We start from the raw sequence: 20,240 nt of genomic DNA on the forward strand, positions 1-20,240 counted from the left end.
AAAAATTTATATTTCTGTATAATTTCTCTCTTCTAATAATATAAACCGGTTACCTGAGGGGTCTAAGAACTCAGCCGCAAGGCCCGTTGGCAGGTAACGCGGAACTGCGGAAAAAAACACACCGGCAGTTTTGTATAAGTGATAATCTTTCAAACAATCATCAGTATTTAAAATAATGCAGCTCTTAAAGGCGTTGCCACCAACAACCAGAGCCACATCCAAATTATCTGCCTGTAATACGGTATATTCTTCCCCCTCCGCAAATGACATATTACTAATAGGGTTGAAGCCTAATTTTTGCGTATAAAAACTTATCTGCGCATCGGTGTCCTCTGCAAAAACAGGGATATATTTCAATTTCATATGGCAATAACTCTTATAAAAATTCCTAAGGAAATCAACCCAATATCAATAACAAGTAGTTAGGGGTGACGATTTGGTGTGGGTTGCAGCCGATCAGTTAAAACTACTGCACATACCAAAGATAAGCTGGTAGCATAGGCAACGTATCCCCCAAATAGGGGGATTTATTTAATATTAAACAATAATAAATAAGACAGGAAATATACTGAAAATTAATCAGTTACAAAATAAAACTTCGTATTGATCAGATCAATTTATTTTGTTTTGCCATTTTTATGGCATCGGCGCGGGAGTTAACATCGAGTTTTACGTATATATTTTTGATGTGGCTGCGTACAGTTTCCAGGTCAATAAATAGTTCTTTGGCAATTTGGCTGCGGCTTTTTCCATCACCTATGAGCTCCAGTATTTGAGTTTCGCGCCTGGATAGTGGAGATTCTTGATTTTTTTGAAATGAACGTATAACCAGTTTGGCAATATTAATGCTCATGGGGCCTCCCCCATCTTTAACCTCTTTGATAGATTCAATTATTTTGGTAGAGGGCGTGTTTTTAGTAAGATATCCCGATGCTCCATTAGCTAATGCGTTGAATATTAATTTCTCCGATTCATAAACCGTTAATATTAACACATAACATTGCGGCAAAAGCCTCTTCAATTTAGGGATGGCGTCAACTCCATTGGTACCAGGCAATTCAATATCCAGTAGTACAACATCGGGATGGTCGGCAGCTATTTTTTTAGCAGCTTCGTCATAAGAGCAATAGGTGCTAACTACCTCATAGCCTTCAGTAGCACCAATTAAGTAAGCATAACCATTTCTAATGGTTTCATCGTCTTCAATAATGGTTATTTTTATAGTGCGGTTCATTTCTTTTAATAATTAAGCATCAACGTTTTTCCTGAACTTTAGCTCTACTACGGTTCCCTTGCCTTCTTCAGAAGTAATAAGCAGCTCAGCATTAATACGTTTTGCTCTTGCCTTAATGTTATGCATACCATGTCCCTTTGAAATAGTATTACTGTTAAAGCCTTTACCATTATCGGTAAGACGCAAACTGATCATATCTTTATCCACATAAGCCCAATGTAATATAACCTGTCCGGCTTCAGCGTGTTTAAGTGCATTATTTAGCAGCTCTTTATATATCATGGTGATATTACGGCTATACTCCATCGGCAGCTTAACTTGTTTCAGGATGCCATCAATTTTGTTAAACTCAAAATCAACCGGCATATCCTGAAAAAGCTCAATACCAATTTCTTTAATGTGTATCAAAGTTTCATATAAATTATCACTTTTAGGGTCCAGAGCCCATAAAATATCTTTTGTCCCATTATAAAGGGCGGCAGCATTTTGTTTGATCTGATCAATAAGCCCGTGCTGATCTGTTTTAGTTTGATCAATTTTAGCATTTAAAATTTCTGAAAGTATAGAAATTCGGGTAAGCTTATTACCCAGATCATCATGAAAATCTTCGGCTGTTTGCTGCCTGATCTTTATTTTTTCTTCCTGCTTAATAGCCTCAATGGCTTGCTGGCGCTGTAATTTGCTATGCTGCCAAATATTTTGCAGGCCAAAACCTATCAATACAAAAAATAGCACAGCTGATATTTGAAAGGTAAGCGTTTTATAAAATGGCGGAATAATTTCAAAACTAAAATTAGCCGTATCCGGCGAAACTTTGCCATCCGGACTAATAGCTTTTACCCTAAATGTATATTTGCCAGGTGGCAACATAGGGTACTCGACAATATTGTTTTTTACTGGCGAACAAAAAGTACTGTCTAAACCAACTAATTTATAACGGTATGATACACTTGTTGGATTTTTCAAATAAATGCCTAAGAAAGAAATAGCCAGGTGGTTTTGGTTATAAGTTAAGGTAGCACCATCTGTTAAATAAGTGAAGGCAGTATCCTTATTTCTGCCTATTTGTGGCATCAGCTTTACATTTTCAATAATAATATGCGGAGGCGGTGAGGATCTTGTTTGTAAACGGGTATTATAAACCAAAACTGATTTTGTAGTGGCCACCCAAACCTGATGATCTTTATAAAGTATGGCGTTTTGATTAGTTTCAAAAACAGGCTCTTTTGAACCTGAATTATCATTAATTATAAATTTATCAGCCGCGCCACTAAACTTCATCTGGTTAACACCTTTACCTGTACCAATCCAAACATTATCTGCATCATCAGCTATCAGGCTATATATGGTATTGGCTTTAAGGCCGTCGTTTATGGTATAGTTTTTTAAACGGTTACTTTTCAAATCCCAAGCAAATAAGCCCCGATCATCTGTACCTATTAAGATAAGATTATGATATTTGATCATGGTGAGGATAGCCGAGTTTTTCAGAAAGCTTTGATTATAAGTCTGAACTACTTTTTTGTTTACCAGTAAAACAATACCATTTTGAGTACCAATAAACAAAGAATCGCGCCCTGCCGATACTAATGATGAGGAGTATTCAGGCACACCATCCAATTGCTTAAGCGAGCCATTTTCATAATAATAGCAACCAAGTGAGGTTGCTAACCAGATAACTCCATTATCATCAGCCGTAATAGCGTGGTAGGCTATTTCATCACTTCCTTTTATCTGCCTGAAACCTTTTTGGTCATATTGCCATAACCCAGCCTGACTGGTACCTATCCAAATGGTTTTATTTTTATCGGTATAAAGGCACTGTATCCCTGCCAAATACTTTGAATTAGCAGGCGTAGCTATGTTGGATAGCTTTTTACCATCATATCTTATTAGTCCTCCCCCATCCGCGCCAAGCACGATATGATCGTTCCAATCTTTAGTAATGGCCATGATTATTTTTGACTCAGGCAAGCCTTGTGTGCCATCAAAAGTCACATATTTACTACCCTCACAACGATACAACCCATTACCCAGGCTTCCGAGCCACAGATTATTGTCCCCATCTACATATATATCGGCAATAGAAATATCGGTGAGCCCATTTGATGAATTGTAATGAACAATCTCATCATCCATTAAACAATAGGCGCCGTTATCAGTACCTATCCAGATATTCTTGTACTCGTCCTGTTCAATACATAACAGTTGCCCCTTTACACTTGCCATTCGCACAGGATCGTAAGGCATCACCTGGTTATCATTTGTATAAAATAAGCCTTTCCAGGTTAAGAGGTAAGCCTTTTGGGCATCAAATTTATCAAACAACATCTTTCTCACAGCCAGTTGTTCGTATTTTCCACTAAATGGTGTAGAAGAAATCCATCCGTTACGGGTAAAAGTATATATCCCTTTTCCGTAAACGGCGGCATAAAGTTTGCCACTTTTATCAACGGCTATAGTAGTTACTTTGCTGCTGTCGTCAAATGTTACCGGCTCCATTTTATTACCGGTAATTTTAAATAAACCATAACTCATTACGGCCCAGATAGTGCCATTTGCATCCTGGATAATATCAGTTACAACATTGTGTTTTTGAGAGGCCTCAGGCTTATAATTTTTAATTTTACCATTATGAAGCATAGCCAATCCGTCAAGTGTACCAAACCATACACGCCCCGCACGATCAGAGAAAACGGTGCTTACATAGTTATTCGGCAACCCGTTTTGCCTGGAATATCCTAAAAAATCCTTTCCATCAAAACGGCAGGCTCCTCCAAAAGTGGCTATCCACAAACGATGATCTTTATCCATCGAAAACCTGTTCACCTGCGATTGGATCAACCCATCATCAATATCATAATGCGCAAACGTATATTTTTGCCCTAATGCCGGAAATACCCGCATTAAACAAATAAATACCACACACCAAAACACCCTCACTTGATATAAAATATACTTATTCACTACACCCTGATTAATAATTTGCAGTATTACCGCAATTAAATTCAAAATAAAGCTAAATAAAGCAAAAAAAATCACCCTTTTGGGGTGATTCCTTCTTATAGGGTAAATTGGTCAAAATCCCCTATCAAGTTTTATTATAAGATCAGTTAAAAAACTCAATTTTTAGCGGTTACAGCTTCATTACTACCGGCTGGTGTTTCCAGGTCTTCAAACATTTTACAAACCTGGGTAATTTTCCATTCCTGTGCATCATCTTTTTCAAGCACCAGGTAATTATGCTGTATACTGTCATGATAACTAAAATCAACACGGGCTATTACCAGTGCATCGCTCTTGGCCAGCACTTCGTAGTTTGACTGACAGTTTTGCTGAGTGCCAGCTTCGGTTTTCATTGCATCAACCAAACCTGATTTACTTTGCTGGATTACTTTATTGCCGCGAGGAATTTTCAGGGTATAATTTTCATCCAATATCTTGTTAAGCTCTTTATAATTGCCATTCATGTGGCTGTCAATAAAACTGCGGATCACAGCGGTGTAACCCTTATCGTCAGTTTTCGGACCTGTATAAGCGTAGATTGATGTGACCGATAATAAACTTATTAAGCAAGCCACCAGAAATTTATTTTTCATTGTGATATTTTTTTTATCAAATGTCACCAGGGTTGTAAAATAAAAATGTGTGTATAGCACCCTAAAAGTATGCGTATAACACCCTAAAAATATGCGTATAACACCAACGGTATTAATTGAAGAAGAAGAAATAATGCCCAATAATGAATTTTGAATACTTAACATCTGTTTCTCCCTTCATCATTCAATATCCGGCATTCATTATTCGATCTTTAAAATAAGTTTTTTAATTAATGGTATTATTCAATTATAGTTGAATAGTACCATTTAAAATAAAAATAGTACCATTATAAATGGAAAATTGCTGCGTAATTTTGTTTCATGTTACAAAACATACCACTATATGATATCTGTTCGTTATCTGACATCAATCAGGATGACATATTGGTAAGCCGTTTTGCACCATATCTTGATACACATAAAAACCTGGTTGCCACCCATCGACACACATTTTATCATCTGGTATTATTTACAGCAGGCGCCGGTACACATACTATAGATTTTGAGAGCTTTGAGGTTAAACCCGGGCAAATTTATTTTATGATACCCGGACAGGTACACTCCTGGGCTTTTAAGGGGGTTACGGATGGTTATATTATCAACTTTTCAGCATCGTTCATCCAATCCTTCCTGTTACAGCATGGCTACCTGGATAATTTTTCTTTTTTCAGCGGTAATCTGGCCGATGCTGTGATCAATTTGCCAGCCGAAACTTATGCAGCTATCAAATTACTTTTTGAAAACATACTTACAGAAGTTAGCAATCCCGGCGCATCTGCTGCCGATATGATCAGGTTGCTGATGCTTCAAATATTTATCAGGGTTAACCGGGTAACTGCCATCCCGGTTGTAAATAATAATTCATCTTACAACCAAACCTTGCTCAAAAATTTTAAAAATTTAATTGAGCATCATTATAAGGATATCAGGTTGCCAAAGGATTATGCAGCTATGCTGTATATAACACCTAACCATTTAAACGCGGTTTGTAAAGATATGATGGGTATTCCGGCTGGTGAGATGATCCGTAACCGGGTGATGCTGGAAGCCAAACGCATGCTCACCAATCCACAGCTCAGCATCAACGAAATATCGTTAAAATTAAACTTCAGTGACAACTCCTATTTCACCAAATTTTTCAAAAAACTGGAAGACACCACCCCTGAGGAATTCAGAAAAAAATTACTATACGATCATGGAAAATAACAACTATAAATTAGCGGCATGGCCAGCCTTTGTACATGCCAAATGTCCTCGTTGCAGACGAGGCGATATGTTTGCCACAAGCATGTATGGCTTTAAAGGTCAGGAAATGCACAAAACCTGCTCACACTGCGGCTTAACATATGAAAGAGAGCCAGGCTATTTTTATGTGGCCATGTTTGTAAGCTATGCCTTTAATGTTGCCGAAATGGTAACCGCCGCCGTGGCTATAAGTGTACTGACCGGCAGCCATAATCCGTGGTTATATGTTTCTATTATATTGGCTATTGCGGTTGTACTATCGCCCTTTAACTTCAGATATTCAAGGGTTATGTTATTGTATTGGCTTACACCAGGCCTGCATTATCACCCCGAAATGAGCCGCGACAAAATAAACTGATCTTTTGATAAATGATGATAAGCGTCGGCAGTGTTTTTCCTGTCGGCGCTTTTTTTATGCGTCAATAATTTTGATGACTATTAAACTATGAGGTTTGCTTTTGGTCATAATTACATATAACATCTATATTTTTTTGACCATGAAAACGAAATTAAACATCATAAAAAAAGACCTGTATAATGTATTTGTAATGGGTAATGCCGACGAACGGCAACTAGCAAGGATCTACTTTTTACTGGCTATCCCTTTTTTTACTTTACTCTTTACTTTTGGGCACTTCCCTACCTATAAGTAAGGCAAACTTGTATTATTTAGTCTCGATTACAGAAGGATCACAGCAACCGGACTTAAAAACAAAACAGCCGTTACATTTCTGTAACGACTGTTTGCCAACTGTTTCCCTAATTAAACTAACTAAACTAAACGATCATTAATATTACTGTGTGTACCGGCCCAGCTGGTTGATGGCCATTTGTACATTTTTAATATAAAAAACACTATTATAAACACATTGATTATCTATCCACCTTCTTTTCTTTAAAAGGTTGCTGTAATTAAAATTCGTAATCGTAAAAAAGTCCTTTTTCAGATCCACTTGTGCCGTACTATCGGGCCGATTACCGCCCTGATTTTCCTGTTGTTTTATCTCCGATGGTTGATTATTAAATGATTTCATTTCATCATCTGATGAAAATATTTGGGCACAAGCAACAAGTACAAGGGAAACAAAAACAAAAATTAAAAAGTGATAAAAAAGCTTCATAGTAAATAACTTTGTAAATGTTTGATTGGATGCCCGCCTAAACATTAAGTCAAAATTAATCCTACCACGATAAAAATAACAGGGTGATAATACGGTATCACCTACGTATTTCTACGCATTTTTACATTCCATGAAATAAACTGTTGATTTATTTACCGGTAACCCGCAGCCTGCAAGTCAAATAATTCAGCATAGCGGCCTCCTTTGAGCAATAATTCCTGGTGATTGCCTATTTCTATCAGTTCTCCTTTTTCCAATACCAAAATTCGGTCGGCCATACGAACAGTACTAAATCGGTGCGAAATCAGCACCGCCGATTTCCCTTTGGTTAATTCGGCAAAACGCTCAAAAACATTGTATTCGGCCCGGGCATCAAGGGCCGATGTAGGCTCATCCAATATTAATAGCTGCGCATCACGCATATAAGCTCGTGCCAGGGCAACCTTCTGCCATTCGCCTCCAGATAGCTCTACCCCATCGGCAAAACGTTTACCTAGTTGCTGGTCATAAGTATGGGGAAGTTTAGCGGCCAATATATCGGCCAGGCTTTGGCGCGCAGAGTTTTCGATGAGCGGCCGGTTATCTTTTTCGCTTATTTTGCCTACAGCTATATTCTGCGCAAAGGTCATTTGATAGCGTAAATAATCCTGAAAAATAACACCTACGTTAAGCCGCAGATCTGTCAGGTCATACTGTTTCAGGTCGATACCATCCAGCAGTATCCTGCCCTCTGTTGGGTCATACAAACGGGCAAGCAATTTTACCAGCGTAGTTTTACCTGCGCCGTTTTCACCTACCAACGCCAGTTTTTCGCCGGGATATAGTGTAAAATTTAAATGGCGGTTGGCCCATCTGTCGGAATTAATGTATCTGAAGCCAACATTTTCAAAAGTAAAACCTTGTTGTATAGATTTAGGGAATGGCAGCGCGTTCTCGGCCAGTTTAATCTTTGGTACGATCTCAAAAAATTCAAAAAAATCGCGCAGGTAGATAGCGCCTTGAGATACTGCTGTAAAACGAGTTAAAATACCCTCGAGTAAAGTACGGAGCTGCCGGAATGAACCGGCAAGAAATGCCAGCTCGCCGATGGTTACGCTGCCGTTCACCGTACGTACAATAATAACCAGGTAAGCTGCGTAATAGCCCAGGCTGCCCAGCATGGCAAAAAAAGTCCCCCATAATGAACGTTTTATCGCCAGTCGCCTATTATCGCCATAAAATTTATCAGACAGCAGCCTGAACCTGTCGATAATAAAAGCCGAGAGGTCAAATATTTTTACTTCTTTGGCAGTTTCATCGCTGGCACCCAAGTAACGGATATAATCCAGCTCACGCCGCTCGGGTGTTTGCCCACGGGTTAGAGCATAACTTTGATCGTTAAAGTATGATTCACCTAAAAAAGCCGGGATAATAGCAATAAGCAATAACACAATGAGCCATGGATTAAAAGCCATTAAACCTACGGCCAGGAAACCCATCGTGATCAAATCCTGCACCTGACTCATGACTTGCGACAGCAATATAGTACGGCCAACGGTTTGCTGCCGGGCACGCTCCAGTTTATCATAAAATACCGAATCTTCAAACTGATCCAGATCCAATGTGGCGGCATGCTCCATAATCCTGACTGAAGTATAGTTGCTGAACAGATCGCCCAACAAGCTATCCATTAAGGTGATGGCCCGGCTAAGTGCATCGGTCAATATAGCCAGGGTAAACTCAAGCCCTACTAACTGCCACAGATAGGCCATATCCTTCACATGCTCATGGCTTACGGCTACCACCTGGTCAATAATCAGCTTACCTATATATAGTAGCCCCAGAGGCATGGCCGACCGTATAATGCGCAACAAGGCATTTACTACCGTCATCCAGCGGCTGGTTTGCCATACCAGTTTAAAAAATGCAGGCAAATTGCGTAGAGCCTCAAAACGTTCTTTTAAGGTAACTTTGCTATTAATGGTATTTTTTGGTGGGCGATCAGTCTTCAATATGGATGCTCTTTCTTGTTGATATAAGCGAATTTAACCAATTAACACCCTAACCCACTAAAGGGGAGATTTATTTTACATTGGCTTGTCATTACCAACCAGACTTACGAAATTTTAAAAACTTCGTAAGTCTTTCTAAGTATTGAGTTGTTTTTTGTAAATCACCTGCCAAAACAATAACCTGCTTTTTATTACTTTTGCCGGCACTATGGATACTTCACTACATAATCAATTTGACAGTATAATTTTTGATCTCGATGGCACGCTTTGGGACAGCACAGCCAATGTGGCCCTGGCCTGGCAGGCGGCTATTTCAAAAGTTGATTATATTGATGAACCAATGACCGTAGAACGGGTTAAGTCGATTACAGGCATGACCTACGACGCCATTTTTGATAAACTTTTCCCAAACCTCGATACAGATCAACGCAAGGAAGTACAAACCCTTTGTGCTACCAGTGAGCTCGAAATTTTGCATACCAAAGGCGGTGATCTATATCCACAACTGGAAGAATCATTGAAATACCTGGGCACAAAATACAAACTATATATTGTAAGCAACTGCCAGAGCGGTTATATCGAACTTTTTCTGGACCTGAATAACATGCACCCTCATTTTTTAGGTCACCAGTGTTTTGGCACTAAAGGTAACCCCAAGGCTGATAATATCAAGGATATTGTAAACGATCATCAACTGAAAGCACCGGTTTATGTAGGTGATACCATGGGCGACTATACCGCGGCACACCAGGCTGGTGTCCCTTTTATTTTTGCCAGCTATGGTTTTGGTAAAGTGCCTGACGGCATGGTGGCCACTGTTGATAGTTTTAGTGAGTTGACAGAACTGCTCTAATATTCTTATGGTAAACGGTTTCAGCTCTGTATCCAGGTATTTGTTTGTCTAATCAGGGTTTCCACCTGTATGATTTACGATGGCAGCGATAACAAACATATTTTTTAAGCGGCAACCAAAATAAAAACATTTTTACAAATGGCCCGCGAGGTATGCGGTTAATATTAGTGTTATTACAACGCCTGCAATGAACCGCGTGGGTATGATGGCTTGGGCTTGTTTGCTTTGAGGAAGCAATGGAAAGAATGGGTTTTTCGTCAATTTCAACAGTCATGATCAGTTATTTAGGGGTTTTTTCGCCCCCTGACCAAAATAAAAGCCATTAAAAAGTGCATACCTATCCAATAGGTTCACATCTCAATCAGGGGAGCCTAAAGTTAACTTAAAAACAATGAAATTCATAGCATTTTTTGCTTTAAAAAGAAAATTATTTTTGCTCCTCAAGCAATAATTGCATAAAAAGCAGATCGAGCCAACGGTTAAACTTAAACCCGACTTCTTTAAAATGCGCAACCTGCCTAAAACCCAAGGATTGGTGCAAGTGATAACTGATTTGATTTTCGCTGTCGATGCCCGCTATTACGGCATGAATATCATTTTTCCGGGCTATATCAATAAGCGGCCGCAGTAAAAGTTTGCTTATACCCTGTCCCTGAAATAAAGGATCTACATAAACAGAATGTTCAACAGTATAACGATAACATGGCCACACCCTGAAATGTCCGTAAGTACAAAAGCCGGCTACCTTCCCGCCTGTTACTGCCACCAATACCGGAAAGCCATTATCTATTCTGTCCTGATACCAAGCCTGGCGCATTTCCAGTGTATGGGGCTGTTCGCTGTAAACGGCGGTAGTATTTAATATGGCATCGTTATAGATGTGCAGAATGGCTGTCAGATCACCCTCATTCGCATTTCTGACATTGATTATACTATTCATATTCATCGTAAATTAAAACACCCCTTACTTTAGGTAAGAGGTGCTTTGAATATTTTCAAGGATCATCCTTTTTTATCCGGACTGCCGGCTGCCGGCTGACCACCCGGAGGCATGCCACCAGGACCACCACCAGCTGGTATCACAACTTCCGGATGAGCTGTACCACGATGGCAGGTATTACAATTGATGCCAGATTGCATGATCATGCCTAATGAATCTTTTTTGGCATGAAAATATTTCTGGTTTATTTTATTCATCATCTTGTACATATCACGCGCCATTTCCTTTTCGGGCTTGGCATCACTGGCCCAATCCATCTTTTTTGTTTCCTCATTACGGACATGACAAAAGTTGCAATGTACACCTAATGAATGCTCCCACTCTTCCATCACTTTGTGAAGATTATCGCCAGAGATGCTTTTAGGTAACACTTTTAAATTTTTAAACCCTTCATCCTGGGGTTTCTTAGGGGTCATGGACGTCATGGCGCCTAATACCACAACAGATAATAATCCAAGGGTAGCTACTATTTTTTTGTTAAATGGCATAATTGTCATGTTTAAGTAATCGAAATTAACCATTAACTTTTAATGTAACAACCGGATTCCGTAAAAGATGGTAATTTTTAAGATACAATTTATGGAATCAGGATTACTGGAACCGGAGACAGGGACCGGGAATTAAGAATTAACATAAATTTTGTTTTTTGCTTATGAAAATGAAGCTTTTTTCTTGACTCCTGATTCCTAACTCTGGCCCCTCACCCCGCATTAATAACCGGCCATACCAAATAGCGGGAAAGGAGTTTTTCACTGATAGCCCAAAGTTTATTGCGTGATTCGGTGTCTGTTGCAACCGCCGAGGTAGCTACTTTTTTCTTCTTTTTAAAATAAGCTCCATTGTACTGTTCAAGCCGAGGGGCCGTTGCCAGGAATATCGAAGTTTCGGCCGCTTGTTGTACGGTTACCATAAATGGAGTTGCCAACACAAATAATACCTTACCCAACCCTTTAATATCTGCTCCAAAGCCCGTTTTTACTGTACCCGGATGTAATGAAAAAGCAAGTATCCCTTTATCTCCATACTTCTCGGCAAGTGATTGAGCAAAATAAATATTAAACAATTTACTCATCCCATAAGCCTTAAAGCCATTATAAGCTTGCTGCCATTGCAAATCATCAAACCGGGGTTTACCCCATTTATGAGCTTCCGAACTTACATTGATGATGCGGGCCTGCCCTCTTTGCAATAAAGGCATCAGACAGTGGGTTAATAAAAAAGGTCCCAGATGGTTGGTAGCTAAAGTCAATTCAAACCCATTCTTGCTCAAATGGCGTTCCTGAAAAACGCCGCCGGCATTGTTGATCAGGATATTGACGGCAAAAAGTGTTTTATTGAGTTCATCTGCCGCCTCACGTACGCTTTGTAAATCGGCCAGATCGCAGCGAAGCACATATATTTCTTTATTGCCTGTTTTACCTGTTATTTGATTTTTAAGCCGCTCGCCTTTGGGTATATTACGTACCAGCAGATAAAGCGCATGCCCTTGCGCAGCTAATGCTAATGCAGTTTCTTGTCCTATGCCGGATGTTGCACCGGTAATAATGGTTGTTTTTAATGCCATGCCCTCTATGCTCCGAAAAGAAAATTTTCAGATTAGCAAGATACTTGTTTTTTGCCCCACGGGTCCTCTAAAGAGTGATTTTTTTGATGTGCTTCAATAGTTTTACACTTTTATTAAAATACCCGGATTTACAATCCTGTTTAGGCCTTTGCTACTCGCTCCTTAAACTCTTTACCGGGTTTGCTAACGCAGCTTTAATGGATTGAAAACTAATGGTGATAAAAGCTATTAATATCGCCATTAGTCCGGCTAATACAAATACATACCAGCCAATATTGATACGGTAAGCAAAATCTTCGAGCCATTTATTCATGGAGAACCAGGCGGCCGGAATGGCTATAGCTATGGCAATCAGTACCAATTTGATAAAATCCTTTGCCAGCAGACCAATAATTTCGGTAACGCTGGCACCCAATACTTTTCGAACGCCTATTTCGCGGGTGCGTACTTGTGCTGTAAAAGCAGCCAATCCTAACAAACCCAAACACGAAATCATGATAGCAATGCCCGCAAAATAATTAAACAGGGTTCCTTCTCTTTGTTCTCCTTTATAAAGATTGTTAAAAATATCATCCAAAAAAGTATAATCAAATGGGTATTGCCCATTGTATTGTTTAAACTGCTCCTGGGCTGCATTAATGGCTTTTTGAGCATTGCGGCCATCTGTTTTTATATACATCGAATTCAAATTCGTGGTATAATAAAAAATAGAAGGCGAGATCTTCTCCCTCATGGAAGCGAAGTGAAAATCTTTTACCACGCCTATTATGGTACCATTAGTTTTCCACATCCTGAATCTTTTCCCTATCGGATTTTTTAAGCCAATTTCTTTAACCGCTGCCTCATTTAAAATAAAATGGGTTGAGTCGGCCACTGCTCCCGTAAAACCAGCTCCCTGCACCAATTTCATCTTAAAAAAAGACATGAAATCTTTATCAATGGCCATAGGATGCACAATAAAGGTTTGGTTAGCTTCTTTACCATCCCAATCATTATCGCCGGTAAGACCGCCAAGACTTACAATGTTGGAGTTGGAACGGGTAACACCCAATACACCCGGCTGCTTTAAGAGTTCGGCTTTTACGGCATCATAATGTTTTGCCATATCCCGCATCCAGAAACCTAATACATGACTTTTATCGTAACCCAATTGCTTTGACCGAATAAAGCTAAGCTGGTTGGTAATTACTATGGTGCCAATAATAAGTATAACCGAAAATGTAAATTGGGTAACCACCAGTATTTTCCGGAAAGTAACATCACCCATGGTTGCAGAAACCTTACCCTTTAAGGCTTTAAGCGGCTCAAATGATGAAAGCAGCAAGGCCGGGTAAATACTTGATACAATAAGAGTACCCGATATAGTAGCCAATATAACTATCCATATATGATAATTACTAAGATTAAACACCAGCTGTTTGCCCGATAGCTCATTAAATACAGGCATCAGGGCGTAAATAAGTAAAATGGCTAAACCTGCAGCAATTAAAAACAGCAAGGCGGTTTCTACAATAAATTGAAGGAACAAATGTGATTTTGCAGCCCCTATAATTTTACGCATGCTAATCTCTTTTGATCGGAGCATTGACCGTGCGGTTGAAAGATTTACGTAATTGATGCAAGCAATTACCAATATCAATAAGGCTATGACAATAAATATTCTTACCGTGCTTATGCCGCGATCGGTACCATCAAGCCGATATAAATGTGTTTTTGTTAAGGGTAATAACAAATACTCCACATCGGTATCTTCCTTTTTATGGCTGATGTGAATGTTAAACAATTTTGCTTTTAAACTTTGCGGTGTGATACCTGGATTAAGTAACAGATAGGTTTCATAATTAAAATTGCTGAAATTACTATTTACATCTTCCTTATTATCCGCGAGTTTTTTATTGATATGATAACTCATAGGCATGATCATATCCATATTAAAGCTGGAATTATCCGGAAAATCGTTGATAACGCCACTTACTGTAAAGTTTGCTTTATCATCTGCTACAATTACCTTTCCAATCGGGTTTTCATCGCCGAAATATTTCTTAGCCGATTTTTTTGTTATGACTACGGAGTTATCGTTGGCAAAAGGCTTTGCCGTATTTCCCTCCGCTAATGGGAAATCGAAAATGGAGAAAAATGATGGATCGGCGAAAACAACGTTTTCATTACCAAAAACTTTATCATGGTATCTGAACATCGAAAAAAACTCATTACCGGTTATACGAACCTGATCTTTTACTCCTGCTAATTGTTGCTTTGCCAGCGGCCCCATCGGGGCTACATCCTGCGACCAGATTTGCCTGCTAGCGCCGGTGCCGCCAAAAATTGCCATTCTGTAAATGTTAGGCGCTTTTTTATGGAAGCTGTCAAAACTCAATTCGTTCTGCACCCATAATAATATCAGTATTCCGATAGCCAGGCCAACAGTTAAACCAACAATATTAATAAAGGAGTAAAATTTGTTTTTTAACAAATTACGCCAGGCAGTTTTGAGGTAATTTTTCAGCATGATGGGAGTGTTTTAGCCAATGTTAGCTAAGATTATGCCATTCATTCAATATATTGATTATCAGATAAATAAAACAAATCATTAATAAAATGCCGTACGGATATATTATACTAATTGTTCGCATGCGGACGGTTTATATCCTAATATAATGAAAAGATTGATATTGACCCGACCGAAAGAAAACGGCACTCTTCCCTTCTGAAAAAATTAAAATAAATTTGGATTACTACGAAATATTCGTAGATTTACGAAATAATCGTAAATATAATGGAGAAATTATCGCAGCAAGAAGAAGAAGCCATGCAGGCAGTGTGGCAATGCGGCCCGGGTTTTATTAAAGATTTTCTGGATCAGTTACAGGAGCCCAAGCCTCCTTATACCACCCTGGCATCAACCATTAAGAACCTGGAGCGGAAAGAATTTTTAAAAAGCGAAAAAATGGGCAATTCGCTCCGTTACGTCCCCATCATTAAAGAGGAGGAATATAAAAAACGCTTTATGAGTGGTTTTGTGAGCGATTACTTCCAAAATTCCTACAAAGACCTGGTTACATTTTTCGCCAACGAGAAAAAGATAAGCGCCAGCGATCTGCAGGAGATCATTAAACTGATTGAAAAACAATAAACCCTACCACCATGCCAGCATTGTTTGTTTTTTTGCTTAAAGTAAATATTGCCCTGTTGCTATTTTGCGCGGGTTATTACCTGGTACTCAGACCGCTTACTTTTTATACGCTTAACCGTATTTACCTGCTTGCAGCTATCATTTTTGCCAGTATATACCCCTGGTTAAACTTATCGGCCTTTTTGCAGCGACATGAGGAATTGGTAAAACCTGTACAGCAGATAGTTATCAACTGGCAGGCACCGGTACAAAGCCTGGTAAAACCATTGGGCCAGCCCGATTACTGGCGATGGGCCGAGGTTATTTTCTGGCTGGGTGCCTATGTGTTGGCGCTTAAACTGGTGGTACAGCTATTCTCGCTGTACAGATTATATAAAAGCTCCAAACCGGCTACCATCAACAATCACCAGGTACGGATTATGGATAAAGACGCGGCGCCTTTCTCTTTCTGGCAAAGCATTTTTGTGAATCCTTCAAAACACGAACCTACAGACCTGAAGGCTATATTATTACATGAACAGATACATGTGAACGAATGGCATACCGTAGATATATTGCTGGCCGAAATAAGCAGTATTTTTTACTGGTTTAACCCCGGCATATGGCTGATGAAAAAGGCTATCCGCGAAAACGTGGAATTTATAACCGATCGTAAGATATTAAATAAAGGTATCGACAGTAAAACCTATCAGTATAGCCTGGTTTCGGTAAGTTTTAACAACCAGCAGCCCGGCATAGTGAACCATTTTAATATATCAACCATCAAAAAACGCATTATCATGATGAACGCTAAAAGGTCTTCAAAAATAAACCTTACCCGCTACGCCTTCCTGGTACCTGCGGTGATTACTTTACTACTGGTGTTCAGCATATCAAAAGCCGATTTTGCCAAACCTATCCGGGTAAAATTGGTTAATGCGGTTAAACCTTTGGAAAACATCATCACTGTAACCGCTTTGCCAAACCCGGCTGGTAATGTTCCTCTTCCTAAGCTTAAAAAGCCCATGCATCCGTCGGCCAAAACATTACCAGCCGTCAAACCAGATACAACTAAGAAAGCAATCATCGTTAACAGATATGGCAATAAAGACTCCGTAATTTGTTATATCAACGGTGTAAAAGGCAGTCTTAAAAACATTGATCCTGATAATATAGCGCAGGTTACCGTTTTAAAAGGATCCCCCTTACCCGCTTATATTAGTAAAGATGATATAGATGATGCAAAAAAGCTGGGGCTGATACTTGTTGTGACTAAAGATTCGCCTGATGGAAAAACAATCGAAAAATCAAAACAAGTAAATGGGGTTGTGGTAACCGGTTACAAAGTAAATGCTAACGTAAATTCAACCAATACTGCGCTAAAAAACTATCAACCAGGCACTTTTTCTGTCCATGTTGATACCATCAATAACGCAAATACCAGGAGCAGCATAAAGGCCCACACTATAAGAGTTTCATCTGCCTCAAGCATATCTATAAATGGTAAAAACACCTCTTCTCAAAACATTTCTGTAGATAACGATAAAGGCATGCATATCTCTTTTGATAAAGATAAAACACCTTTAATTATTGTGGATGGAAAAGAAGTACCTACAGCCGACATGAAAAATTTAAATCCCAATACGATTGATTCAATGACTGTTCTTGACAACGATAACGGTGCAAAAAAATACGGAGACAAAGCAAAAAACGGGGTGATACTAATCAGCACTAAAAGAAGACCGCTTAAAGATTAAGGAGCTCATATCGAATGATGACTTTTGAATTTCGCGCCGAGGGAGCCTCAAGTATAAAAAGTGGGTTTACATGTAAACTCACTTTTTGATAGCAAAATACATGCAAATACCTAACTATCAATAACATAATAAATATTAACCCTAAAAAGTGTAAATCATGTAAACCCACTTTTTTGGTAACATAATACATGACAGATCATGCTTAATTATATCCACTAACTGGCTTCGGCCAGTTTTTCTGTTTCAAGCAGGGTAAGTAAAGCTTTTTCTGCCTGGTTGAGCTCTGCTGCTTTCACGTCCTTTTCTTCGTCGATTTCGCTAATGTATTTAAACAGGGTACCCTCCTCATAGCTTTTAATTACCGAAGGGTGCACATAGTATTTTTTACAAACCGAACGGGTGTTGCCTAAAGTAACGGCCACTTCATCAATTACACTGACGATTTTTTTACGGCATTCGGTAACATTGGCAAATTCACCGGCCGCTTTAAAAGCATATAAAGCGCTTACGCTTCCTGCCCAGGTACGGAAGTCTTTAGCCGTAAAATCTTCGCCGGTAATCTCTTTCAGGTAATTATTAATATCGCCCGAATCAACGCTATGGCGATCACCGGCTTCGTCATAATACTGAAAAAGCTCCTTTCCCGGGATGTCGCGGCATTGTTTTACCAACCGAGCTAATTTTCTGCTTTGCAAACTTACTTTATGCTGTACGCCCTTTTTGCCTTTAAACTCAAACCTGATAGTTGACCCATCAATTTTAATATGCCGGTTTTGCAGGGTGGTTAAACCAAACGAACCATACAATTTTTGATAGGATTCGTTCCCTACCCTAATGCTGGTTAGCTCCATAAGGCGCACCACAAGAGCCACCACCTTTTCGTGCCCGGGGTTATGGCGGGCCAGATCTTTATCTACCTGCTCACGTATAGCGGGCAGGTAAGAGGCAAAAGTTTGCAGGCGATGATATTTGGATTGATTGCGGATCTGGTTCCAACCAGGATGATAGCGATATTGTTTCCGACCGGCGGCATCGATACCTGTAAATTGCAAATGCCCATTTTCATAGGGCGATATCCATACATTGGTATACGCCGGCGGGATCACCAACCGGGTAAACCGGCTTATCAACTCCTTGTCTTTTATTAATTTGCCTTCGGCATCGTAAAAACTCCATCCCTTGCGCGACTTTTTACGGGTATAGCCCGGTGATGAATCTGACACATACCTTAAACCAACCGCCTTTGCAGTAATCTTTGGGTCGCGACCAATTTTTTCCAGTTTTTGCAGCAATCGGTTCATATGGATGGAACAACAAAGCCCATACCATTAAGTTTTGATGAGCAGGCAAAGGATATCCATACCCAGCCAACCTTCATTTAAAAGAATCCATACCGAATAATGAGTTTCAAATTTCCAACAGCAAATAATGGGTTTACATTAAATGAGCGAAAATAAATACAACTTATTGATTATAAATCAATTAAATACAAGTAATCCATAAAATGTGTAAACCATGTAAACCCACTTTTGTAACAAAATGGCCCAGCTGTTCGGGGTTATGCTCATCCTTATCTTTTAAATACGTATGCCATTGAGTAAGGAATCTATTGCAGAAATTATTTTGATAACCTCACTAATAATGATGTTTATATTTTATAAACGTCAGATAGTTACTAATTTCACATCAAACGAAAAACACCAATTGATGAAATACAACTTTTTAGGAAACACAGGTTTACTGGTTTCTGAACTTTGCTTTGGCACCATGACCTTTGGTGGCACCGGCCTGTACGAAGCCATTGGCAAGGCCCAGCAAACAGAGGTGAACGATATCATGAAAATAGTTGTTGACTCGGGCATCAACTTTATTGATACCGCCAATATATACTCTTTCGGTGAATCAGAATCGTTGCTGGGCCAATCTATCAACGATGTGGGGCTCGATCGTAACCAATTGGTTATTGCCACCAAAGTGCGCGCTTTTTTAAATCAGGGACAAAACAGCGGGGGCTTATCCCGGTACCATATATTCCAATCGGTTGATGCCAGTTTAAAACGCCTGCAGTTAGATCATATCGACATACTGTATGTACACGGCGTGGATTACCATACGCTTGTAGAAGAGATCATGCGCTCATTAAACGATATTGTTTTAAGTGGTAAAGTGCGCTATATAGCTGTATGTAATTGGCCAGGCTGGATGGTAATGAAAGCCATGGGTATTGCCGAAAAAAATGGCTGGCATAAATTTATAGGCATGCAATGCTTTTACTCTTTGGCCGGCAGGGATATTGAAAGAGAGATATTACCGGTTGCTATTGATCAAAACCTGGCTATGATGCCCTGGAGCCCGTTGGCGGGTGGCTTTTTATCAGGTAAGTTTACCCGTGATAGCCAGAACATCGAAGGATCGCGCAGATCGACGTTTGACCACCCTCTGATAAACAAGGAAAAAGCCTATGATATCATCGATGTAATTGTGGAGATAGGTAAACAGCGCAACGTATCAGCTGCGCAGATTGCTTTAGCGTGGGTACGCCTCCAAAAAGGTATTACGAGTACTATCATCGGTGCAAAAAACAATGATCAATTACTGGACAATATCAAATCGACCGAAATAGTATTATCTGATGAAGAGCTGAAAAAGATTGATGAAGTAAGCGCACTTCCTGTAGAGTATCCGGGCTGGATCATTGATTATCAACACAGGTTCAGATAGATTGTAAAAATATCGAATTTTAAATAAATCCTTATTCTATAAC

General features: G+C 39.4%; 18 protein-coding genes. 7 read left to right on the forward strand and 11 right to left on the reverse strand.

The window, feature by feature from the left end; genetic code table 11:
- Positions 1-6: 6 nt before the first annotated feature.
- The 4 genes from G7092_RS09125 to G7092_RS09140 form a co-directional block, all read right to left on the reverse strand.
- A complete protein-coding gene (locus G7092_RS09125) occupies positions 7-363 on the reverse strand; it encodes a VOC family protein (protein WP_166088369.1) in 357 nt (118 codons plus the stop codon).
- Between the two features lie 244 nt (positions 364-607).
- Positions 608-1,234: a response regulator transcription factor gene (locus G7092_RS09130; protein ID WP_166088371.1), complete on the reverse strand. Its 627-nt coding sequence runs from the start codon at positions 1,232-1,234 to the stop codon at positions 608-610.
- 12 nt (positions 1,235-1,246) lie between these two features.
- Complete coding sequence (locus G7092_RS30890; RefSeq protein WP_166088373.1) at positions 1,247-4,201, reverse strand: ligand-binding sensor domain-containing protein; 2,955 nt, start codon at positions 4,199-4,201, stop codon at positions 1,247-1,249.
- Positions 4,202-4,356: 155 nt separating this feature from the next.
- On the reverse strand, positions 4,357-4,833 hold the full coding sequence (locus G7092_RS09140) for a nuclear transport factor 2 family protein (protein WP_166088375.1): 477 nt from the start codon (positions 4,831-4,833) through the stop codon (positions 4,357-4,359).
- Positions 4,834-5,154: 321 nt separating this feature from the next.
- Between G7092_RS09140 and G7092_RS09145 the strand changes: the two genes are divergently transcribed.
- The 3 genes from G7092_RS09145 to G7092_RS09155 all read left to right on the forward strand — a co-directional run bounded on the left by G7092_RS09145 (position 5,155) and on the right by G7092_RS09155 (position 6,731).
- Complete coding sequence (locus G7092_RS09145) at positions 5,155-6,039, forward strand: AraC family transcriptional regulator (protein ID WP_166088377.1); 885 nt, start codon at positions 5,155-5,157, stop codon at positions 6,037-6,039.
- On the forward strand, positions 6,029-6,436 hold the full coding sequence (locus G7092_RS09150) for a DUF983 domain-containing protein (RefSeq protein WP_166088379.1): 408 nt from the start codon (positions 6,029-6,031) through the stop codon (positions 6,434-6,436). The genes G7092_RS09145 and G7092_RS09150 overlap by 11 nt, the downstream gene beginning before the upstream one ends.
- Before the next feature lie 139 nt (positions 6,437-6,575).
- The gene (locus G7092_RS09155; RefSeq protein ID WP_166088381.1) at positions 6,576-6,731 is read left to right on the forward strand and encodes a hypothetical protein; all 156 of its coding nucleotides are present in this window, start codon (positions 6,576-6,578) and stop codon (positions 6,729-6,731) included.
- A gap of 141 nt (positions 6,732-6,872) precedes the next feature.
- Here G7092_RS09155 and G7092_RS09160 read toward each other — a convergent pair whose 3' ends face one another.
- Positions 6,873-7,112 (reverse strand): hypothetical protein, encoded by a 240-nt coding sequence (locus G7092_RS09160; protein WP_166088383.1) that lies wholly within the window; start codon positions 7,110-7,112, stop codon positions 6,873-6,875.
- A gap of 239 nt (positions 7,113-7,351) precedes the next feature.
- Positions 7,352-9,190, reverse strand: a complete 1,839-nt coding sequence (locus tag G7092_RS09165) for an ABC transporter ATP-binding protein (RefSeq protein WP_202985243.1) — start codon at positions 9,188-9,190, stop codon at positions 7,352-7,354.
- 208 nt (positions 9,191-9,398) lie between these two features.
- Between G7092_RS09165 and G7092_RS09170 the strand changes: the two genes are divergently transcribed.
- Entirely contained in the window at positions 9,399-10,043 is a 645-nt protein-coding gene (locus tag G7092_RS09170) for an HAD family hydrolase (RefSeq protein ID WP_166088385.1), read from the forward strand.
- Positions 10,044-10,470: 427 nt separating this feature from the next.
- Here the strand turns inward: G7092_RS09170 and G7092_RS09175 are convergent, their stop codons facing one another.
- From G7092_RS09175 to G7092_RS09190, 4 genes are all read right to left on the reverse strand, one after another.
- Positions 10,471-10,983: a GNAT family N-acetyltransferase gene (locus tag G7092_RS09175; RefSeq protein ID WP_166088387.1), complete on the reverse strand. Its 513-nt coding sequence runs from the start codon at positions 10,981-10,983 to the stop codon at positions 10,471-10,473.
- A gap of 62 nt (positions 10,984-11,045) precedes the next feature.
- Positions 11,046-11,531 carry a c-type cytochrome gene (locus G7092_RS09180; protein WP_166088389.1) on the reverse strand — a complete coding sequence of 162 codons (486 nt, stop codon included), beginning with the start codon at positions 11,529-11,531 and terminating at the stop codon, positions 11,046-11,048.
- Positions 11,532-11,743: 212 nt separating this feature from the next.
- Entirely contained in the window at positions 11,744-12,607 is an 864-nt protein-coding gene (locus G7092_RS09185; protein ID WP_166088392.1) for an SDR family oxidoreductase, read from the reverse strand.
- Between the two features lie 151 nt (positions 12,608-12,758).
- Positions 12,759-15,116 (reverse strand): ABC transporter permease, encoded by a 2,358-nt coding sequence (locus tag G7092_RS09190; RefSeq protein ID WP_166088395.1) that lies wholly within the window; start codon positions 15,114-15,116, stop codon positions 12,759-12,761.
- Positions 15,117-15,383: 267 nt separating this feature from the next.
- Between G7092_RS09190 and G7092_RS09195 the strand changes: the two genes are divergently transcribed.
- Both G7092_RS09195 and G7092_RS09200 read left to right on the forward strand, forming a co-directional pair.
- Positions 15,384-15,740 (forward strand): BlaI/MecI/CopY family transcriptional regulator, encoded by a 357-nt coding sequence (locus G7092_RS09195; RefSeq protein ID WP_166088397.1) that lies wholly within the window; start codon positions 15,384-15,386, stop codon positions 15,738-15,740.
- 11 nt (positions 15,741-15,751) lie between these two features.
- Positions 15,752-17,476 carry a M56 family metallopeptidase gene (locus G7092_RS09200; protein ID WP_166088399.1) on the forward strand — a complete coding sequence of 575 codons (1,725 nt, stop codon included), beginning with the start codon at positions 15,752-15,754 and terminating at the stop codon, positions 17,474-17,476.
- A gap of 215 nt (positions 17,477-17,691) precedes the next feature.
- On the opposite strand, the gene G7092_RS09205 is transcribed toward G7092_RS09200, so the two are convergent.
- Positions 17,692-18,777 (reverse strand): DNA topoisomerase IB, encoded by a 1,086-nt coding sequence (locus G7092_RS09205; RefSeq protein WP_166088401.1) that lies wholly within the window; start codon positions 18,775-18,777, stop codon positions 17,692-17,694.
- Positions 18,778-19,117: 340 nt separating this feature from the next.
- On the opposite strand from G7092_RS09205, the gene G7092_RS09210 reads away from it, so the two are divergent.
- Positions 19,118-20,197, forward strand: a complete 1,080-nt coding sequence (locus G7092_RS09210; RefSeq protein ID WP_235953804.1) for an aldo/keto reductase — start codon at positions 19,118-19,120, stop codon at positions 20,195-20,197.
- Positions 20,198-20,240 lie beyond the last annotated feature (43 nt).

Source organism: Mucilaginibacter inviolabilis (assembly GCF_011089895.1).
Lineage (GTDB): Bacteria > Bacteroidota > Bacteroidia > Sphingobacteriales > Sphingobacteriaceae > Mucilaginibacter > Mucilaginibacter inviolabilis.